Consider the following 16,630-nt stretch of genomic DNA (forward strand, 5'->3'; position numbering starts at 1 on the left):
CACCGCACTGTGTGTGGTGACGGGCCGCTAGCCCGCAGCCACCTCACGCGTCCGGTTCTCATACATCTGCCGAACCACCTCCCTTCTCGTGTACCTGGAACCCTAAGAAACCGATCGGCCTCGCATCAACCGTTTTTCTGAGACCTTGACTCCGGGCCGCGCCCGAGGAGACGGGGTTCGTCGGCGGATGACGTGGGGAATGCCCTCGTACAACGATTCTTTCAATGTTGTGGGAACACGGTGTGCGCTGGGTCACGTTCCAGTTGAATGATTGCAAGTAGCGAACCGACGTGCGGTACGTGCGGACGCAGCCTGCAGGGGGTCCAGGTGAGTGCTTCCCGGCGTAGTGGGACCACCGACGAACTGGGGCCCGACGAGCCAGAGCCCGAGCGGGACGGCTCGGGTGGGTCCGATCTGCTTGCCGCGTTGCTGGACGGGATGGACGCGGCGCTGTGTGCCTTCGACGCCGACGGTGTCGTGACGCACTGGAACCGCGAGGCCGAGCGGATTCTCGGATGGAGCGCGGACGAGGCCGTGGGGCGGCGGGGCCTGGCCGGATGGGCCGTGCGCAGCGCGGACGCCGAGGAGGTCGAGAGCCGGCTGCTGTCGGCGATGCACGCCCCGGGCCGGCAGGTGAACGAGTTCGCGTTGCTGACGAAGGACGGCGGCCGGGTGCTCGTACGGACCCAGTCGGCGGCGGTGCGCGGGACCGACGGGAAGCCGGCGGGGGTGTACTGCGCCTTCAGCGAGGTGCACGCGCAGATCGATCTGGAGCGGTCGATCGCGCTCAGCGAGGCACTGTTCGAGGACGCCAGCTGGGGCGTCGTGCTCGTGGATGTCGACCTGCGGCCGGCCGTGGTGAACGCGCACGCGGCCAAGGCGCTGGGTACGGGCCGTACGTCCGTGCTCGGCCGGCCGCTCGGGGATCTGCTGTCGCAGGGCGTGGAGGAGCTGGAGAGCGCGCTGCAGCATGTGCTGGCCGAGGGCGCGCCGCCGGCGCCCGCCGAGGTGTGGGTGGGTGTGCGCGCGCCGGAGGGCGAGCGGCGGCGGTGCTGGCGCAGCGGCTTCGTACGGCTGGCCTCGCCGCTCGCGGAGGAGCCCGTTCCGCTGGGTGTGGGGTGGCTGTTCCAGGACGTGACGGAGGCCAAGCAGAGCGAGCAGGAGGCGTCGCTGCTGCGGTTCCGTACGCAGCAGCTGCACCGGGCCTCGCGGGCCGCCGCCGAGTGCGAGGACCCGGCGGAGGCGGCGACGGTTCATCTGGACTTCGCCCTGGCCGGGTTCGCCGACCACGCGCTGATCGACCGGGTGGCGGGCGGTGCGCTCGTCGAGGCGCAGACCGACGCGCCGGTACGGCTGGTGCGGGTCGCCGCCACTCCGTCCGGCGCGCCGGGGCCGAGCAAGCTCTCGGGCCACGCGGGGCTGCCCGCGCGGTACGCGGAGGGGCATCCGGCGCTGCAGTGCGTGGAGCGGGTCGGGGCGCTGCGGGCGAGTGCGGGGTCCGCGTCGCCCGAGGAGGCCCGGCTGTGGGCCGAGGCCCGGCAGTGGCCGCCGGACGCGGTGCACGCCCTGTGCGCGGTGCTGCGCAGCCGGGGGCGGACGCTGGGTGTGGTGACGTTCCTGCGGGGGGCCGGGCGCAGCGCGTTCGAGCGGTCCGACGCGATGTACGCGGAGGATGTGGCGATACGGATCGCGGCGTCTCTGGATCTCGCGGGGTTGTCGGACGAGCCGGTGTGAAACCGGCCCCGTGGGCTCGGTATCGCTAGGAGAACCGGTCAGTGGCGGTAGAAGAACCGGTCAGTGCCGGTAGAAGATCCGGTCCCGGTACCGCTCCATCACGCGGCTGTTCCAGTCGTGTCCGCCGTCGACGTTCCCGGAGCGCAGCAGCGGGGGCTCCAGGCCCCGGTCGGCGAGGGTGGCGGCCGTGGTGGCCATGACGGCCTGGAGGAGGGCCGAGGTGACGACCGTGGAGGCGGGGGCGAAGGGGGCCGGGACGTTGTCGAGGGTGAGTTCGGCGTCGCCGACCGCGATCTTCGAGTCGAGGACGAGGTCGCAGTGGTCCTTGAGGTACGTCCCCGAGGAGTGCCGGGACGTGGTCTCCGCGGCGTAGGCGACCGAGGTCACGCCGATGACGCGTACGCCCAGGGCGCGGGCTTTCATGGCCATTTCCACGGGGAGGGCGTTGCGCCCCGACAGGGAGATGATCAGCAGGGCGTCGCCGGCGCGGAGCGGGGAGCTGTCCAGGACGGCGCTCGCGAGGCCGTCGACGCGTTCCAGGGCGGAGCCGAGCGGCGCGGGCATGACGTCGACGCCGACGACGCCCGGTACGGCGAGCAGGTTCATGAGGGCGAGACCGCCCGCGCGGTAGACGAGGTCCTGCGCGGCGAGGGAGGAGTGCCCGGCGCCGAAGGCGAAGAGGCGGCCTCCGTCCTCGACGGTGTCGGCGAGGAGCGTGCCCGCGGCCTTGATGCTGTCGGCCTCCTCGTCGCGGACCCGCCGCAGCAGGTCGATCGCGGCGTCGAGGAACTGGCCGGCCGGCGCGCGGTCGCTCATACGGGATCCCTTCAGGATGGCCCACGATGGCCTCGGTGGGCGCGTGTCGCGCATCACGGTGCGGTCTGGACCAGTGCGGTGTCAATACGGTCGTGACGGCCGGGGCGAGGGCGCTCGGCGGGTGCTGCGCGGGGCTCTTGGGTCCGGGAAGGGCATGTTCGTACCCTTCCCTCGTGCCGCGTAATCCCCTGCTTTCCCTCCCGCGGCACGGTTGTCGGTGGTATCCGGCAGAATTGGTTGCAGGGCCAGCGCACGCGCCGGTGAGCCGTCCAGCCTCCGGCACATCTCATCGAGGGGCACGTATGTCCGGACTGATCGACACCACGGAGATGTATCTCCGCACCATCCTCGAGCTGGAGGAAGAGGGTGTGGTCCCCATGCGCGCCCGTATCGCCGAGCGGCTGGACCAGAGCGGGCCGACCGTCAGCCAGACCGTGGCGCGGATGGAGCGCGACGGCCTGGTGTCCGTCGCCAGCGACCGGCACCTGGAGCTGACCGACGAGGGCCGCCGTCTCGCCACGCGCGTGATGCGCAAGCACCGGCTCGCCGAGTGTCTGCTCGTCGACGTGATCGGGCTGGAGTGGGAGCAGGTGCACGCCGAGGCGTGCCGCTGGGAGCACGTGATGAGCGAGGCCGTGGAGCGCCGCGTGCTGGAGCTGCTGCGGCACCCGACGGAGTCGCCGTACGGCAACCCGATCCCGGGTCTGGAGGAGCTCGGCGAGAAGGACGGCGCCGACCCGTTCCTGGACGAGGGCATGGTGTCCCTGGCGACCCTCGACCCGGGGGCCGAGGGCAAGACGGTCGTGGTGCGCCGGATCGGCGAGCCGATCCAGACGGACGCGCAGCTGATGTACACGCTGCGGCGCGCGGGCGTGCAGCCCGGCTCGGTGGTCAGCGTGACCGAGTCGGCGGGCGGCGTGCTGGTGGGCAGCGGCGGCGAGGCGGCCGAGCTGGAGTCGGAGGTCGCCTCCCACGTGTTCGTCGCCAAGCCCTGAGCCCGTACGGGGCTACCAGCAGGGGCGCGGCCGACCGGGGTGACCGACCGGGGTGACCGACCGGGGTGACCGGTCGGGGCGTTCAGCCGGGGCGACCAGCTGGGGCGGCCGACCGGGAGGACCAGCCGGCGTGACCGGCCGGGGCGCCCCGGAAGGACCGGCCGGGCGACCCGCGCACGCCGCGTTGGCGTGATCCCGTCGTATCCGGGATTCAGTCCGTCGAATGGCAGCGCTCGTCCGCTTCCCGTGCGACGCTGTCGCGTGAGGCATATGACCTGAGGGCTCTTGGTCGTGGCTCGACAGCGATGTCGCCCGGCCGGGGAGGGGGCGGGAGGATGTGCCGTGGAGATGTGGAGGGCCCCGGCGCCTGGTGGCGCCGGGGCCTGTCCTCCCCTGTGCTGACCTGGAGCCCCGAGCTCTCAAGGTCATCCCCCACGGACCGGTTTCCCCGAGCGGTCCGCCTCCCGCTGAAGATCTCCCCGCAGCAGCGGCCGCCAATCCCCGGGGATGGTCACTCGAACGAGGGGTGTTGGCCGCGAGAACAGCATTCTCGAATGGGCATTCGATAGTGTGCGGGTGACGCACGGCACGGCAAGAAGGCGCAACAGGCAGAACACGGTTCACAGGACCGAACAGCCGGAGACGGCCGCGGTCCGCGCGAAGCTTGGGGGGGTGCCAGGACATGGCGCGACGCATCGACGTGACCGGGACGGGCGGCGTACGCCTCGCGGCCTGGGAGTTCGGAGACCCGCCCAAGACCGATCCGGCGCACGACCCGCACGACCGGCACGACCCGCGGCACACGAACGACCGGCACGACCCGCAGCACACGAACGCCCCGCACGACCCGCAGCACCACCACGACGTACGGCAGCCGCACGACCCGCAGCGCACGCCCGGCGCGTCGACCGCCCCGGACGGCACCCCGGGCGTGCTGTTACTGCACGGCCTGATGGGCCGCGCCTCGCACTGGGCGTCCACCGCCCGCTGGCTCTCCGGCCGGTACCGCGCCGTCGCTCTCGACCAGCGCGGCCACGGCCGTAGCGAGAAGCCCCCGCAGGGAGCCTTCTCCCGTGACGCCTACGTCGACGACGTCGAAGCCGCTCTGGAGCAGCTCGGCCTCGACCCGGTCGTCCTCATCGGCCACGCCATGGGCGCGCTGACCGCCTGGCAGCTCGCCGCCAAGCGCCCGGACCTGGTCCGCGGGCTGATCATCTGCGACATGCGGGCCTCCGCCCTCGGCGCGGCCTCGCAGCGCGAGTGGGACCAGTGGTTCCGGTCCTGGCCGCTGCCCTTCGCCACGCTCGCCGACGTCCGCAAGTGGTTCGGCGAGGACGACCCCTGGGTGGAGCGGCCCAACCCGGCCCGCGGCGCGTTCTACGCCGAGGTGATGGCCGAGTCCCCGGACGGCTGGCGCCCCGTCTTCGAACCGGAGCAGATGCTCCGCTCCCGCGAGACCTGGGTGTACGACGCGCACTGGGAGGAGCTGACCCAGGTCCGCTGCCCGGCCCTGGTCGTGCGCGGTCTCGACGGCGAGCTGGGCCGCGCCGAGGCCCAGGAGATGGTCCGCGTCCTGCCCCGCGGCCAGTACGCGGAGGTCGCCGACGCCGGCCACCTGGTCCACTACGACCAGCCGGAGGCCTGGCGCGCGGCGATCGAGCCGTTCCTGGACGCTCTCAGCACGAACTGACGGCGCGCGGGGGAGGACAGCGAGGTCACCCCTTGCTGACCGCCCCGAGGATCTCCGGAAGCCGCCGGGCCGTCTGCGGAGCCGCCAGCCGCAGCCCCAGCACCGTGAGCGCGGCCCCGTACGCCGTGCCCGTCGGCAGCAGCAGCCACGTCCAGGCCTCGCCGCCCGCGCTCACGTTCAGCCAGATCGTGAGCGCGATGACGGGCCCGCACAGCACAGCCGCGGCGATCATCCCGCCGAAGATGGAGATCCAGGCGAGCCCGGTCTGCCCCGGGGCGACGCTCTTGTAGCCCTCCTGAGGGATGGAGTAGGGGAAGCGGGCGGATGTCCACGCGCCGGTCGCGAGCATCGCGCCGAGCAGCGCGAAGGTCAGCCCCAGGGCCTCGGGCAGCCGCGGCCAGTCGCCGAGCATCGCGGTCGTCACCACGGTGACGAGGGTGGCGTACGGCAGGGTGATCAGCAGCAGGGCCAGCGCGCGGGCGCGCAGTTCGACGTAGGCGTCCCGGCGTGAGGAGATGGTCATGGCGACCATCCAGAACGCGGAGGTGTCCTGGCCGAACTGGTTGTACATCTGGATGCCGAGCATCCCGGCGGCGAAGCACGCGATGTACACGGAGCCGGTGCCCTGCCAGGCGTTGAACACGGGCACGATGAGCCCGAGGGCGAGCGAGGTCACCCAGGCGGTCTTGGTCTTGGGGTCGCGCCACACATAGCGCAGGCTGCGCTCCATGGCCGTGCCCGTACGCCCGGAGGGCAGCAGCCGCCCGAGCCCGCTCGACGACCCCTCGCGGGCGGCCGACCCGGCGGTGGGCAGCGTGGATCCGTCGGGCGAGGTCATCAACCGGGTCAGATGCCGGGACCACACCGCGAGCGCCGCCACCAGCGCACCGGCGGTCAGCGCCAGTTGGACGGCGGCCAGGCCGTACGACCCCTCGCCCACCGCGTGCACGGCGGCGATCGCCGAGGCGGGCGGCACCCACTGGAGCACGTCCGCGGCCGGGTCCAGCTCGCCGAGGCCGGCCGAACCGAGCCGCTGCGCCCCGAAGTTGACGACCTGCGCCCCGACGGCGATGACGAGCCCGCTCAGCACGGCGAGGTCGCGGCCCTTGCGGCTGCTCAGCAGCCGTACGTTGGCGGCGGCGACGGCCCGCGCGAACGCCACGCACACCAGCAGCGCCAGGGCGACCGCGACGACACCCACCGCGAACGCCGCCCCGCCCCGCGCGACCGCGATCACGGAACCGACCAGCAGGCACAGCGTGAACAGCGGCCCGATGCCGACCAGCGACGCCGTGAGCAGGGCCCGTACCAGCGGCCGGGGCCGCAGCGGCAGCATCACCAGCCGGGTCGGGTCCAGCGTCTCGTCACCACTGGGGAAGAACAGCGGCATCACCGCCCAGCCCAGCCCCAGGACCGCGACGGCCAGCACGACCAGGGACTCGACGTGCGCGTGCCCGCGCAGCGCGACCAGACCGAGCAGTTGCAGCGCGGCGAAGAGCAGGGCGAAGACGGCCGAGGCGATGTAGGCGGCCTTGCGCCCGCCGGACTGCTTCAGTCCGTTGCGCAGCAGCGACAGCTTCAGCCGTACGACGACGGGGGTGAGGGCGGGGGCACTCACCGGGCCCCGCCGCCCAGCCAGTCGAGGTCGGACCCGGCGCCACGGCTCTGCGCCCCGACGAGTTCGAGGAACGCCTGCTGCAGCGAGGGCGCGTCACCGCGCACCTCGGCGAGGGTCCCGGTGGCCCGGATCCGCCCGGCGGCCATGACGGCCACCCAGTCGCACAGCGACTCGACGAGCTCCATGACGTGGGAAGAGAACACGACCGTGGCGCCCGAGGCGGTGTACCGCTCCAGCACGCCCCGGATGGTCTGGGCGGAGACGGGGTCGACGCCCTCGAACGGCTCGTCCAGGAACAGCACTTCGGGATTGTGGAGGAGAGCGGTGGCGAGCCCGATCTTCTTGCGCATGCCGGTCGAGTAGTCGACGACGAGCTTGTGCTGGCTGCCGGCCAGATCGAGGACGTCGAGGAGCTGGGTGGCCCGCTTGTCGACCTCGGCACCGGGCAGTCCCCGCAACCGCCCGCTGTACGCCAGCAGTTCTCGCCCCGACAGCCGCTCGAACAGCCGCAGCCCCTCGGGCAGCACCCCGATCCGGGCCTTCACCTCGACGGGGTCGCGCCACACGTCGTGCCCGACCACCTCGACGGTCCCGTGATCGGGCCTGAGCAGCCCGGTCACCATCGACAAGGTGGTGGTCTTCCCGGCCCCGTTCGGCCCGACCAGCCCGATGAACTTCCCCGCCGGCAACTCAAGATCGACCCCGGCAACAGCCACCTGCTGCCCGAACCGCTTCCAGAGCCCCTGCACCCGCACAGCGCTGGATCCCACCGCGTCTCCCTCCGTCACCATGCACCCTACGGTGGCGCTTTTCAGGGGCGCGGGGAACTGCGCGATCAACCACCGACGACCCGCGGTCGCCACACCACGCAAGCGGGCAGACGAACAGGCGCCTACCGATCCCTGCCGCACGCATAAGCCAACGGCGAGATCAACTCCTCCGCATCCGGCAACCACCGATTCGCAGGCGTAGGCCGGCAGGCCCACTGCACAGCCCCCCGCGACCCGAACCGCGTGGGCGGCGCCGCCACATACGCCCCCTCGCCCAGCACGGTCAGATCCAGCGACGACACCGCCCACCCCAGCTTGCGCACCAGATCCGGAACCTTCACACCGGCCCCCGGCAGCACGAAGAACTCCATCCGCCGATCCGGCGTGAGCGTCACCGGCCCCAGCGTCAGCTCCATCCGCTCCATCCGCGCGAGCGCCAGGAACCCGGCCGTCTCCGGCACGGAGATCGCGTCGAAGGTCCGCCCCGTCGGCAGCAGGATCGACGCGGTGGGCTGCTTCTGCCACATCCGTCGCGCGACGGTCGCACTGCCCGTCGCCTGCGTCGCCCAGTCCGGGCGCGCCGGGTGCGAGCCGGGTGCCGGACACGCGGCGTCACCGCAGGAGCACCGCTGACTCCCGTCGACCGCTTCCAGCCAGGTGCCGGGGAACACGTCCCAGTGGCGCTCCTCCGCGTAGCGGACGGCGGTCTCCAGCAGCGATTCCCCGCGCTGCTTCGGGATCTGAGCGGCTTCGGTGCCCGCGATCGTCTCTTCCACGATGAACACAACTCTGGTCGTCACCAGGGGTTACGCCCGCCGCCGTGCGCGGGGAGGAGCACCGCCCCTGCCGTCGGGGCGCATGGGTGCATGTGCGGGGGCGCGCAGGAGGATCCGTGGCCGGAGGTGGGTAACCACGAGTGGGGCCGGCAACAGCCGTTACCCCGGCAATCCTCACATGCCTCGCATTTTCGCCTGGTCGGCGGGGCATTGATCTTCACGGCCGGATCTTTTCGCTGGGACGTGAGGGGTCCGGCCGCGGAAGACACGTCAACTCGGTGCGTGGGCAGGCACCGCAGCCACAGGGGGTACGCCATGGCCGCAAGGCCGCTCGTCGCTCGGCAGCCGAACGAACGGCTCCAGGCGCTCATCCAGGAAGCCGGATGCTCCAACGCCGGCCTCGCCCGCCGGGTCAACATGTGCGGTGCCGAGCACGGCCTCGACCTGCGCTACGACAAGACGTCGGTGGCGCGCTGGCTGCGCGGGCAGCAGCCACGGGGCCGGGCACCGGCGATCATCGCCGAGGCGCTGGGCCGCAAACTCGGCCGTACGGTCACGATCGACGAGATCGGCATGGCCAACGGCAAGAACCTCGCCTCGGGCGTGGGCCTGCAGTTCTCGCCGACGGTACTGGGGGCCATCGAGCAGGTCTGCGAGCTGTGGCGCAGCGATGTGGGCCGGCGGGACTTCCTGTCGGGCTCCTCCGTCGCCGCGTCCGCGCTGGTCGAGCCCAGCCGTGACTGGCTGATCTCGGCGCCCGACGGGCAGGTGTCGCGCTCGGCGGGACCGCGCGTGGGGCAGTCCGACGTACAGGCGGTCCTCGCCATGACGCAGGCGCTGGTGGATCTCGACCACCAGTACGGCAGCGGGCATGTGCGCCCGGTCGTCGTGCACTACCTCAACAGCGTGGTGTCGGGGCTGCTGGCGGGGTCGTACCGGGAGGCGGTGGGGCGGGACCTGTTCGCCGCGGTGGCCCGGCTGACGGAGCTCGCCGGGTACATGGCCGTGGACACCGGGCAGCCCGGTCTGGCGCAGCGCTACTACATCCAGGCGCTGCGGCTCGCCCAGGCGGCCGGGGACCGCGGCTACGGCGGATACGTCCTCGCGGCCTCCATGAGTCATCTCGCCGCGCAGCTCGGGAACCCGCGGGAGATCGCGCAGTTGGCGAGGGCGGCGCAGGAGGGGGCGCGGGGGCGCGTGTCACCGCGCGCGGAGTCGATGTTCTACGCGGCGGAGGCGCGCGGGCACGCCTTGATGGGCGACGTGCGCGCCGCCCAGTCGGCGGCCGGGCGCGCGGTGAGCGCCCTGGAGGCGGCCGACCCGGCCGCCGGGGACGACCCGGTGTGGATCGCGCACTTCGACGAGGCGTATCTCGCCGACGAGTTGGCCCACTGTCACCGGGACCTGGGGCAGGCCGACGCGGCGGCGCGGTGTGCGCGGGAGTCGCTGGACGGGCATCCCGAGACGCGGGCCCGCCGCCGGGCCATCGGTTATGTGCTGTTGGCCACGGCGCAGGTGCAGCAGCGCGAGGTCGAAGAGGCGTGCAACACGGGCATGAAGGCCGTGGAACTCCTGGAGGGGCTGCGGTCCAACCGGGGCGCCGAGTATCTGGAGGACTTCCAGCAGCGGCTGGAGCCGTACCGGGACGAGGCCGTGGTCAGGGAGTTCGGGGCGCGGTTGGATCTCCAGGCCGCGGCGTGAACACAGGGTCTGCGGATGCGTGAACGTGTGGGAAACGGCCCGCTCGCGCGCAGGAGGTGACATGAACAGCGTGCCGTGACCCGGTTGTGTTACCGCGCTCACAGGGCTTGCGGTCAGGCCCTGTGCTGCGTGGCACGGGGCTCTGGGGACCCGGTAGCGTGACCCGACGATTCACAAGGTCCCCCATAAGTAGGAGTCCCGGTGACGCAGAGTGGACAGGGCGAGGAGCCCTCGGCGCGCCAAGCGCGCGAAGGCATCGTGCTGCCCTCCGACGGTGGCGAACCCCTGCTGCCGGGGATGACGGGCGGACCCGCTGACACCCCGGCAGGCCACCGGCCCGGCCCGGCCCCGACCGGCCAGACCTCGGCCTCCGCTCCCGCCGGGGGCCAGACCTGGGGCCAGCCGTGGGGCCCCGAACAGCAGGCCCCGCCCCCGCCGCAGGACAACAGCTGGCAGTCCCCACAGCCTCAGCAGTCCCAGCAGTCCCAGCAGTGGACCACCCCGGAGCCTCCGGCGTGGGACGCCCAGCACTCCGCGCCCGGCGCGCTCCCCCAGGAGGGCACCCAGCCCCCCAACCCGTACGCCGGCTACGGCACCCAGCCCGACCCTTCCCAACTCCCCCCGACCCCGGGCCCGTACGGCACCCCGCAGCCCCAGCCGACGGACGGCTACGGCTCTCCTGCCGGGGGCGGCCTGCCGCCCTCCTCCGACGCGTACGGCTCGGCCGCCGCGGGCGGGTACGGCCCTCCGGCCGGGGGCGCCCCGCTGCCGCAGGCGACGGACGGCTACGGCTCTCCTGCCGGGGGCGCTCTGCCACAGTCCTCCGATGCGTACGGGTCCGCGGCTGCGGGCGGTTCGCTTCCGCAGGCCGCCGGCGGGCACGGCTCCCCGTCCGGGGGCGGCCTGCCGCCTGCCTCTGATGCGTACGGGTCCGCGGCTGCGGGCGGTTCGCTTCCGCAGGCGGCCGGCGGGCACGGCTCCCCGTCCGGGGGCGGCCTGCCGCCTGCCTCCGATGCGTACGGCTCCGCTGCCGCGGGCGGTCAGTCTCCGCAGGCCGCCGGTGGCTATGGCTCCCCGGCCGGGGGCGCCTCGCTGCCGGGCTCCGACGCGTACGGCGCTCCCGCCGGGGGCGCTCCGCTGCCGCCCGCGACGGACGGGTACGGGGCTCCCTCCTCGTCCACGGGCGCCGGAGGCGCACCCCTGCCCGCGCCCGCCGACGAGGGCGCGACCCAGTTCCTGCCGCCCGTCGCCGCCGCGGCCGACGAGGGGGCGACGCAGTACATACCCCCGGTGGGCCCGGGCGCGCTGCCGCCCGAGACGCCCACCGGTCACGACCCCGAGGCGACCACGTTCCTGGGGACCGGGCCCCGCGCCGGAGCCGGGCCGTTGCCGCCCGCCTCGAATCCGGACGCCGAGGCGACGCAGTACATCGCGCCGGTGCCCGGCGGGGACAAGCAGCCGCCGTCCGAGTTCGACAACCTCTTCCGCAGCGACCGCGGCGGCAACGGTGCCGAGAGCCCGGCCGCGTCGACGCAGCAGATGCCCCGCTTCGAACAGCCCCAGCCCCACCACGCCCAGCCCCAGTCCTACGCCCCGCCCGGCCAGTCCGGCGGCGGCCGGGGCGGGCGCGGTGGGGGTTCCGGCTCGCGGGTGCCGGTCATCGCGGCCGTCGGCATCGGCATAGCCGTCCTCGGCGTCGGCGCCGGCGCGCTGCTCGCCAGTGGCGGAGGCGGTGACGACGGCGGCGACAACAACAAGACCGTGGCCGCTTCCGCGCCCGCGGAGGAGGAGTCCGCCTCGCCCTCCGCCGACCCGGCCCGGGCCCAGGCGGTCGAGCTGGACAAGCTGCTCGCCGACAGCGGCGACAGCCGCACCACCGTGATCACCTCCGTCGCCGACGTCAAGGGCTGCGACAACCTGCCCCAGGCGGCCAAGAACCTGCGCGACGCGGCCAAGCAGCGCACCGAGCTGGTCACCCGGCTCTCCGGCATCACGGTCGACCAGCTGCCCGAGCACGCCGCGCTGACCACCGCCCTCACCAAGGCGTGGCAGGCCTCGGCGTCGGCCGACAACCACTACGCGGCCTGGGCCGACCAGACCGCGGGCAAGAAGGGCTGCCGGAAGGGCCAGGCCCGTGCCACCGGCCAGACCCAGGCGGGCAACAAGGCCAGCGGCGTCGCGAGCACGGAGAAGACCAAGGCGGCCGGGCTGTGGAACGCCATAGCGAAGACGTACGGCCTGACCGAGCGTCAGCCGACGCAGCTGTGACGTGAGGTGACGTGATCCGGTCCGGGCGTGAACCGCTGAGCGGGGCTCAGTAGTTCACGTCGGCGTCCTGCAGCGTCCTGGTCGTGTCGACGAAGCCCTTCCGCGCCGACACCAGCCGCCCCTCCCGCACCACCTGAAGGGTCACGTTCGCGTTCACCAGCCGCGGGAAGCCGACGGCCGCGAGCTTGTCCTGGAACCGCCACCGCAGCGTCGGCGTGAGCCCGCCCGTGTTGACGCCGAGGCCGTCGTCGAGGGCCTCGGTCACCGTGTCGGCGCTCACCTCGCCGCCGCCGAGCGACTCGACGACCTTCTTGAACACGGTGTAGGCGATCCAGGTGGTCTGCACCCCGGCGTCCGCGGCGTCGATGCGGTTGTCGCCGAAGGCCTCCTCCTTGATCACCCGCTTCATCCCGTCCCAGCGGGCATCGCTCGCGACGGGGTACCAGCCGGTGATGTACGAGCCCTCGTACGGCCCCGACGCCCCGCCGGTCGCGTCGATCACCGTCTGGTCGACGCTGCCGAGCACGGTGGCCGTCCGTACGTCGGGATAGTCCTCGCGGGTCCGCCGGAAGGAGTCCATGAAGGTGCCGTTGCGGTCCCCGAGCGCGGGCACCACACACCCCTCGTCCCCGGGGCTGGACGTCGTCGTCTCCAGCGCCCGCTCGGCGTGGCCGTCGTACTCGGTGGCGTCCTCCGGCGCGCGCTGGTCCCGGGCCGCCGAGTGCCCGCCCGCCTTCAGGCCGGAGTCGAGCAGCGGGGGCAGCTGGTCGCCCGCGATGGTGTCGGGCCGCACCAGGGCGACCGGCCCGCAGCCGGCCAGGGACCTGCCGAGACCGGCGAGCAGCGCGGGCTGGCCGCCGTTGACGGGGTAGGACAGGGGGCTGGTGAACTCGGCGTTGGTGATGCCGTAGCCGCCTATGTACGGGATGCCCGCGCCCTCCAGGGACGGGAAGAAGGAGTCGGCGTACTGGCTGTACGATCCTACGACCGCGACGACGTTCTCCTTGGCGGCCCGTCGGGCGCACTTGGCGGCGGCCACGCTGTCGTTGTGGTCGTTGCAGGTCAGCACGTTGAGCTTGCGGCCGTTGATCCCGCCCTTGGCGTTGATCCAGCGGGCGTACGCGTGGGCGAAGGCGGGCATTCCGGGCTTGTTGGTGGCCTTGGTGTCCTGCGGTGCCCACGTCATGACGGTGATCGGATCGTCCCCGGCATCCCCCGTGGTGCCAGGGACGACCCCGCAGCCGGCGAGGATCGACGCGCACGCGGCCGCCGTGCCCGCGCGAAGCACGCCTTTTCTGGCGTGACGGGTGAGGTGGCCGGGGAGGAATGTGCTGCGGGTGCGTCGCCTGCCGGTCATGGTTCCGCACGATTCCGCCACATGACCAACCCGAGAGTGATCTCGGCTCAACAATGGGTGACGCGCAGGTGAATTGCGGGGGCAGGGGTGACCGATGTGGAGGGGAACGTACGATCGATGACCGTGCAAGCTTCGGAGAACTCTTCCCGTCGTGGCCGTCGCTCATCCACCATGGGCGGCATGCCTGCCAACGACATGCCGTGGTGGCGCTGGCGCAGCAACGTGCGCTCGGCGCTGCACATGCTCTCCGATCCCGGGTTCCAGCGGGAGGTCTGGCTGGCCGGTGTGGACGGCTACGGCGACGTGACCGACGCGGTGTACCGGCTGGTCGAGGACACCTGGCTGGATCACTGGTCCGCCGAGAAGTACGTCGGCACGATCTTCCGCGACTCGCAGGAGGCGGCCCTCGTGGACACCGCCGTGCTGCGGGTGCTGCGGATCATGCACCAGGTCGGGCCGGACGCCCCGGTCACCGCGTACCTGGAGAACCAGGCGTGGCCCGAGGCGATCCAGGCGGCCCGGGACGCGCATGTCCGGCTCGCCACGAGCGACGGCGAGGAGCCGGACACACCGCCGCGCAGCCTGGAGGTCCTGCGGATCATGACCCGGTCCGCCTAGGGGTCCGTACAGCGGGACGATTGCGGGCGGTGCGGCCGCCTGTGGGACCCTGTCCTGCATGAACGAGCAGTCCACCACCGCCGCGACCCCGCCGGACCAGTACGTCCTCACGCTCTCCTGCCCGGACAGGAAGGGCATCGTGCACGCCGTGTCGAGCTACCTCTTCATGACCGGCTGCAACATCGAGGACAGCCAGCAGTTCGGCGACCACGACACGGGACTGTTCTTCATGCGCGTCCACTTCTCGGCGGATGCGCCGGTGTCCGTGGAGAAGCTGCGGGCCAGCTTCGCGGCGATCGGCGACTCCTTCCAGATGGAGTGGCAGATCAACCGGGGCGACCAGAAGATGCGCATCCTGCTGATGGTCAGCAAGTTCGGGCACTGCCTGAACGACCTGCTGTTCCGGGCGCGGACCGGGGCGCTGCCGGTGGAGATCGCCGGTGTGGTGTCCAACCACACGGACTTCGCCGAGCTGGTGGGCTCGTACGACATCCCCTTCCACCACATTCCGGTGACGAAGGACACGAAGTCCGAGGCGGAGGGGCGGCTGCTCGACATCGTGCGTGAGGAGGGTGTGGAGCTGGTCGTTCTCGCCCGGTACATGCAGGTGCTGTCGGACGATCTGTGCAAGGCGCTGTCCGGGCGGATCATCAATATCCACCACTCGTTCCTGCCTAGCTTCAAGGGTGCGAAGCCGTATCACCAGGCTCATGCCCGGGGTGTGAAGTTGATCGGGGCGACGGCTCACTATGTGACGGCTGATCTTGATGAGGGGCCGATCATCGAGCAGGAAGTCGAGCGGGTGGGGCATGACGTGACGCCTGAGGGGCTTGTCGCCATCGGGCGTGATGTGGAGTGTCAGGCGTTGGCTCGGGCTGTGAAGTGGCATGCCGAGCGGCGGATTCTGCCCAATGGGCGGCGGACTGTGATTTTCGCCTGAGAGTTCGGGTTGTCCCGTTTGGTGGCGGGTGCGGGCGAATCGTGGTTGTTCGCGCAGTTCCCCGCGCCCCTGGGTTAGTTACATCCGGCTCAGTGAGGCGGCTGCGAAGAGGACGTCTCTGATGGCCTCTCTGTCTCCCAGTTGGCCTGCTGCCGCTTCCTGTGGGGGTACGTGGCCTGCTGCCAGGCGGCAGAATTCGACGCCGTCCAGGGCTACGTGGGCCACCTCGTGTTCCGCGGAGCCCTTGGCGGCGGGGGAGTCGAGGGGGATCAGCCACTCGCCGCCGCCGAGGCCCTCGATCTCCAGGCGGAGGCTGCGGCCCGGTTCGCCGGCGGCCACGAGGTGGCGGTGGTGGGCGGGGGCCGCGAGGCCGGCCTGGCGGCGGTGGGCCAGGGCCGTCGGCAGCATGCGGGCCGCCAGGTCGATCATGCGGTGCAGATGGCGCGGCGAGGGCGGATCGTAGGGGTAGTCGACCGCGTCCGCGATGTCCTCGGCGTGCACCCAGCACTCGAAGGCCCGGTCGAGCATCGCGTCGTGCAGGGGCAGCGCGAAGTCGCCGTACGGTACGGGCATCTTCCCGGCGGTGCCGCCCGTGAAGGACACCGTGCGCACGAGGTTGTGGCTCTGTTCCCGCCAGGGCGCCCGCACGGACCGGGTGGGCGGGAAGTGGGAGGCCTCCCAGTACGCCTCGGTGCGAGCCGCCGGGGTCGGGTGCCGGGACGTGACGTCGCCCAGCGGGTCGTCCAGGCCCAGCGCGAGCGCGACGAGCCCGTCGACGCTGAGCAGATGCGCGATGACCCCGGCGACGGTCGTACGGCGGCTCGTGGACTCGTCGGCCCGGAACCAGCGCAGCCGTACCGGTGCGTGCCACTCGGCCTCGCCGAAGTCCTGGAGCAGGGCGTCCAGGCGCGCGGTCTCGGCGTCGTACGCGGCGGCCCAGTCCGGCACCGGGATGCGCGGCGGGCGGCGCTCCAGGCAGGTCTCCAGGACCCGGGTGCGCAGCGAGGGGTCCAGGTCGAGGCTCTCGGGCCGTTGCAGCAGCCCGACCGCCTCGCGCAGCCGCCGTGCCTCGTCGGCGCAGCTCCCGCACTCGCCGAGGTGCTCCTCGACGGCCACGGCCTCCTCGGCCGAGCAGGCGGCCAGCGCCCAGGCGCCGAGCAGGGCCTTCAGCACGGGGTGCTCCAGCACGGGCCGTACGGGAGGGGGCGTCGGGTCGCCGAGGTCCGCCAGGGCGGGCAGCGGCAGCCCGCTGTCCTCGACGGAGGCCCGGGGCGGCGGGATCCGCGGCGGCTTCCCCGGCTCCGGCTCGGGCCCGTCCGGCTCGCCCGGGCCCGAGGGGATCTCCGA

The 16,630-nt window shown here is 72.5% G+C and carries 13 protein-coding genes; 7 read left to right on the forward strand and 6 right to left on the reverse strand.

All coding sequences use genetic code 11. The features are described 5' to 3' along the window. Positions 1 to 267: 267 nt before the first annotated feature. Positions 268 to 1,734, forward strand: coding sequence for a PAS domain-containing protein (locus tag NNW99_RS21390; protein WP_215120739.1), 1,467 nt, complete (start codon positions 268 to 270; stop codon positions 1,732 to 1,734). A 60-nt stretch (positions 1,735 to 1,794) separates the two neighbouring features. Here NNW99_RS21390 and NNW99_RS21395 read toward each other — a convergent pair whose 3' ends face one another. Further along, positions 1,795 to 2,550 carry an SIS domain-containing protein gene (locus tag NNW99_RS21395; RefSeq protein ID WP_215120740.1) on the reverse strand — a complete coding sequence of 252 codons (756 nt, stop codon included), beginning with the start codon at positions 2,548 to 2,550 and terminating at the stop codon, positions 1,795 to 1,797. A gap of 302 nt (positions 2,551 to 2,852) precedes the next feature. Here NNW99_RS21395 and NNW99_RS21400 point away from each other — a divergent pair, with 302 nt between their 5' ends. Further along, positions 2,853 to 3,545 carry a metal-dependent transcriptional regulator gene (locus tag NNW99_RS21400; protein ID WP_215120741.1) on the forward strand — a complete coding sequence of 231 codons (693 nt, stop codon included), beginning with the start codon at positions 2,853 to 2,855 and terminating at the stop codon, positions 3,543 to 3,545. A gap of 682 nt (positions 3,546 to 4,227) precedes the next feature. Further along, entirely contained in the window at positions 4,228 to 5,235 is a 1,008-nt protein-coding gene (locus NNW99_RS21405) for an alpha/beta fold hydrolase (protein ID WP_215120742.1), read from the forward strand. A 25-nt stretch (positions 5,236 to 5,260) separates the two neighbouring features. Here the strand turns inward: NNW99_RS21405 and NNW99_RS21410 are convergent, their stop codons facing one another. The 3 genes from NNW99_RS21410 to NNW99_RS21420 all read right to left on the reverse strand — a co-directional run bounded on the left by NNW99_RS21410 (position 5,261) and on the right by NNW99_RS21420 (position 8,408). Beyond that, a complete protein-coding gene (locus NNW99_RS21410; protein ID WP_215120743.1) occupies positions 5,261 to 6,853 on the reverse strand; it encodes a transporter in 1,593 nt (530 codons plus the stop codon). After that, on the reverse strand, positions 6,850 to 7,644 hold the full coding sequence (locus tag NNW99_RS21415; protein ID WP_215120744.1) for an ABC transporter ATP-binding protein: 795 nt from the start codon (positions 7,642 to 7,644) through the stop codon (positions 6,850 to 6,852). The genes NNW99_RS21410 and NNW99_RS21415 overlap by 4 nt, the downstream gene beginning before the upstream one ends. 101 nt (positions 7,645 to 7,745) lie before the next feature. Beyond that, positions 7,746 to 8,408 carry a bifunctional DNA primase/polymerase gene (locus NNW99_RS21420; protein ID WP_215124383.1) on the reverse strand — a complete coding sequence of 221 codons (663 nt, stop codon included), beginning with the start codon at positions 8,406 to 8,408 and terminating at the stop codon, positions 7,746 to 7,748. 306 nt (positions 8,409 to 8,714) lie between these two features. Here NNW99_RS21420 and NNW99_RS21425 point away from each other — a divergent pair, with 306 nt between their 5' ends. Together NNW99_RS21425 and NNW99_RS21430 are read left to right on the forward strand one after the other, a co-directional pair. Continuing rightward, the gene (locus NNW99_RS21425) at positions 8,715 to 10,100 is read left to right on the forward strand and encodes a transcriptional regulator (protein ID WP_215120745.1); all 1,386 of its coding nucleotides are present in this window, start codon (positions 8,715 to 8,717) and stop codon (positions 10,098 to 10,100) included. Between the two features lie 201 nt (positions 10,101 to 10,301). Next, complete coding sequence (locus tag NNW99_RS21430) at positions 10,302 to 12,368, forward strand: hypothetical protein (RefSeq protein ID WP_251057884.1); 2,067 nt, start codon at positions 10,302 to 10,304, stop codon at positions 12,366 to 12,368. A 46-nt stretch (positions 12,369 to 12,414) separates the two neighbouring features. On the opposite strand, the gene NNW99_RS21435 is transcribed toward NNW99_RS21430, so the two are convergent. Then, positions 12,415 to 13,725 carry an ABC transporter substrate-binding protein gene (locus tag NNW99_RS21435; RefSeq protein WP_215120746.1) on the reverse strand — a complete coding sequence of 437 codons (1,311 nt, stop codon included), beginning with the start codon at positions 13,723 to 13,725 and terminating at the stop codon, positions 12,415 to 12,417. A 117-nt stretch (positions 13,726 to 13,842) separates the two neighbouring features. Between NNW99_RS21435 and NNW99_RS21440 the strand changes: the two genes are divergently transcribed. Both NNW99_RS21440 and purU read left to right on the forward strand, forming a co-directional pair. After that, positions 13,843 to 14,343, forward strand: coding sequence for a hypothetical protein (locus tag NNW99_RS21440; protein WP_215120747.1), 501 nt, complete (start codon positions 13,843 to 13,845; stop codon positions 14,341 to 14,343). Positions 14,344 to 14,401: 58 nt separating this feature from the next. Then, a complete protein-coding gene (gene purU, locus NNW99_RS21445) occupies positions 14,402 to 15,283 on the forward strand; it encodes a formyltetrahydrofolate deformylase (protein WP_215120748.1) in 882 nt (293 codons plus the stop codon). A gap of 78 nt (positions 15,284 to 15,361) precedes the next feature. Here the strand turns inward: purU and NNW99_RS21450 are convergent, their stop codons facing one another. Continuing rightward, entirely contained in the window at positions 15,362 to 16,624 is a 1,263-nt protein-coding gene (locus tag NNW99_RS21450; protein ID WP_251058120.1) for a zf-HC2 domain-containing protein, read from the reverse strand. Positions 16,625 to 16,630 lie beyond the last annotated feature (6 nt).

The organism is Streptomyces sp. CRCS-T-1 (assembly GCF_024442335.1).
Classification (GTDB): Bacteria; Actinomycetota; Actinomycetes; order Streptomycetales; family Streptomycetaceae; genus Streptomyces; species Streptomyces koelreuteriae.

Excerpts from the sequence above, each read along its gene's own strand:
- NNW99_RS21390 (WP_215120739.1), top strand. The coding sequence starts at position 268 with ATGATTGCAAGTAGCGAACCGACGTGCGGTACGTGCGGACGCAGCCTG.
- NNW99_RS21395 (WP_215120740.1), bottom strand. The coding sequence starts at position 2,550 with ATGAGCGACCGCGCGCCGGCCGGCCAGTTCCTCGACGCCGCGATCGAC.
- NNW99_RS21400 (WP_215120741.1), top strand. The coding sequence starts at position 2,853 with ATGTCCGGACTGATCGACACCACGGAGATGTATCTCCGCACCATCCTC.
- NNW99_RS21405 (WP_215120742.1), top strand. The coding sequence starts at position 4,228 with ATGGCGCGACGCATCGACGTGACCGGGACGGGCGGCGTACGCCTCGCG.
- NNW99_RS21415 (WP_215120744.1), bottom strand. The coding sequence starts at position 7,644 with ATGGTGACGGAGGGAGACGCGGTGGGATCCAGCGCTGTGCGGGTGCAG.
- NNW99_RS21425 (WP_215120745.1), top strand. The coding sequence starts at position 8,715 with ATGGCCGCAAGGCCGCTCGTCGCTCGGCAGCCGAACGAACGGCTCCAG.
- NNW99_RS21435 (WP_215120746.1), bottom strand. The coding sequence starts at position 13,725 with ATGACCGGCAGGCGACGCACCCGCAGCACATTCCTCCCCGGCCACCTC.
- NNW99_RS21440 (WP_215120747.1), top strand. The coding sequence starts at position 13,843 with ATGACCGTGCAAGCTTCGGAGAACTCTTCCCGTCGTGGCCGTCGCTCA.
- purU (WP_215120748.1), top strand. The coding sequence starts at position 14,402 with ATGAACGAGCAGTCCACCACCGCCGCGACCCCGCCGGACCAGTACGTC.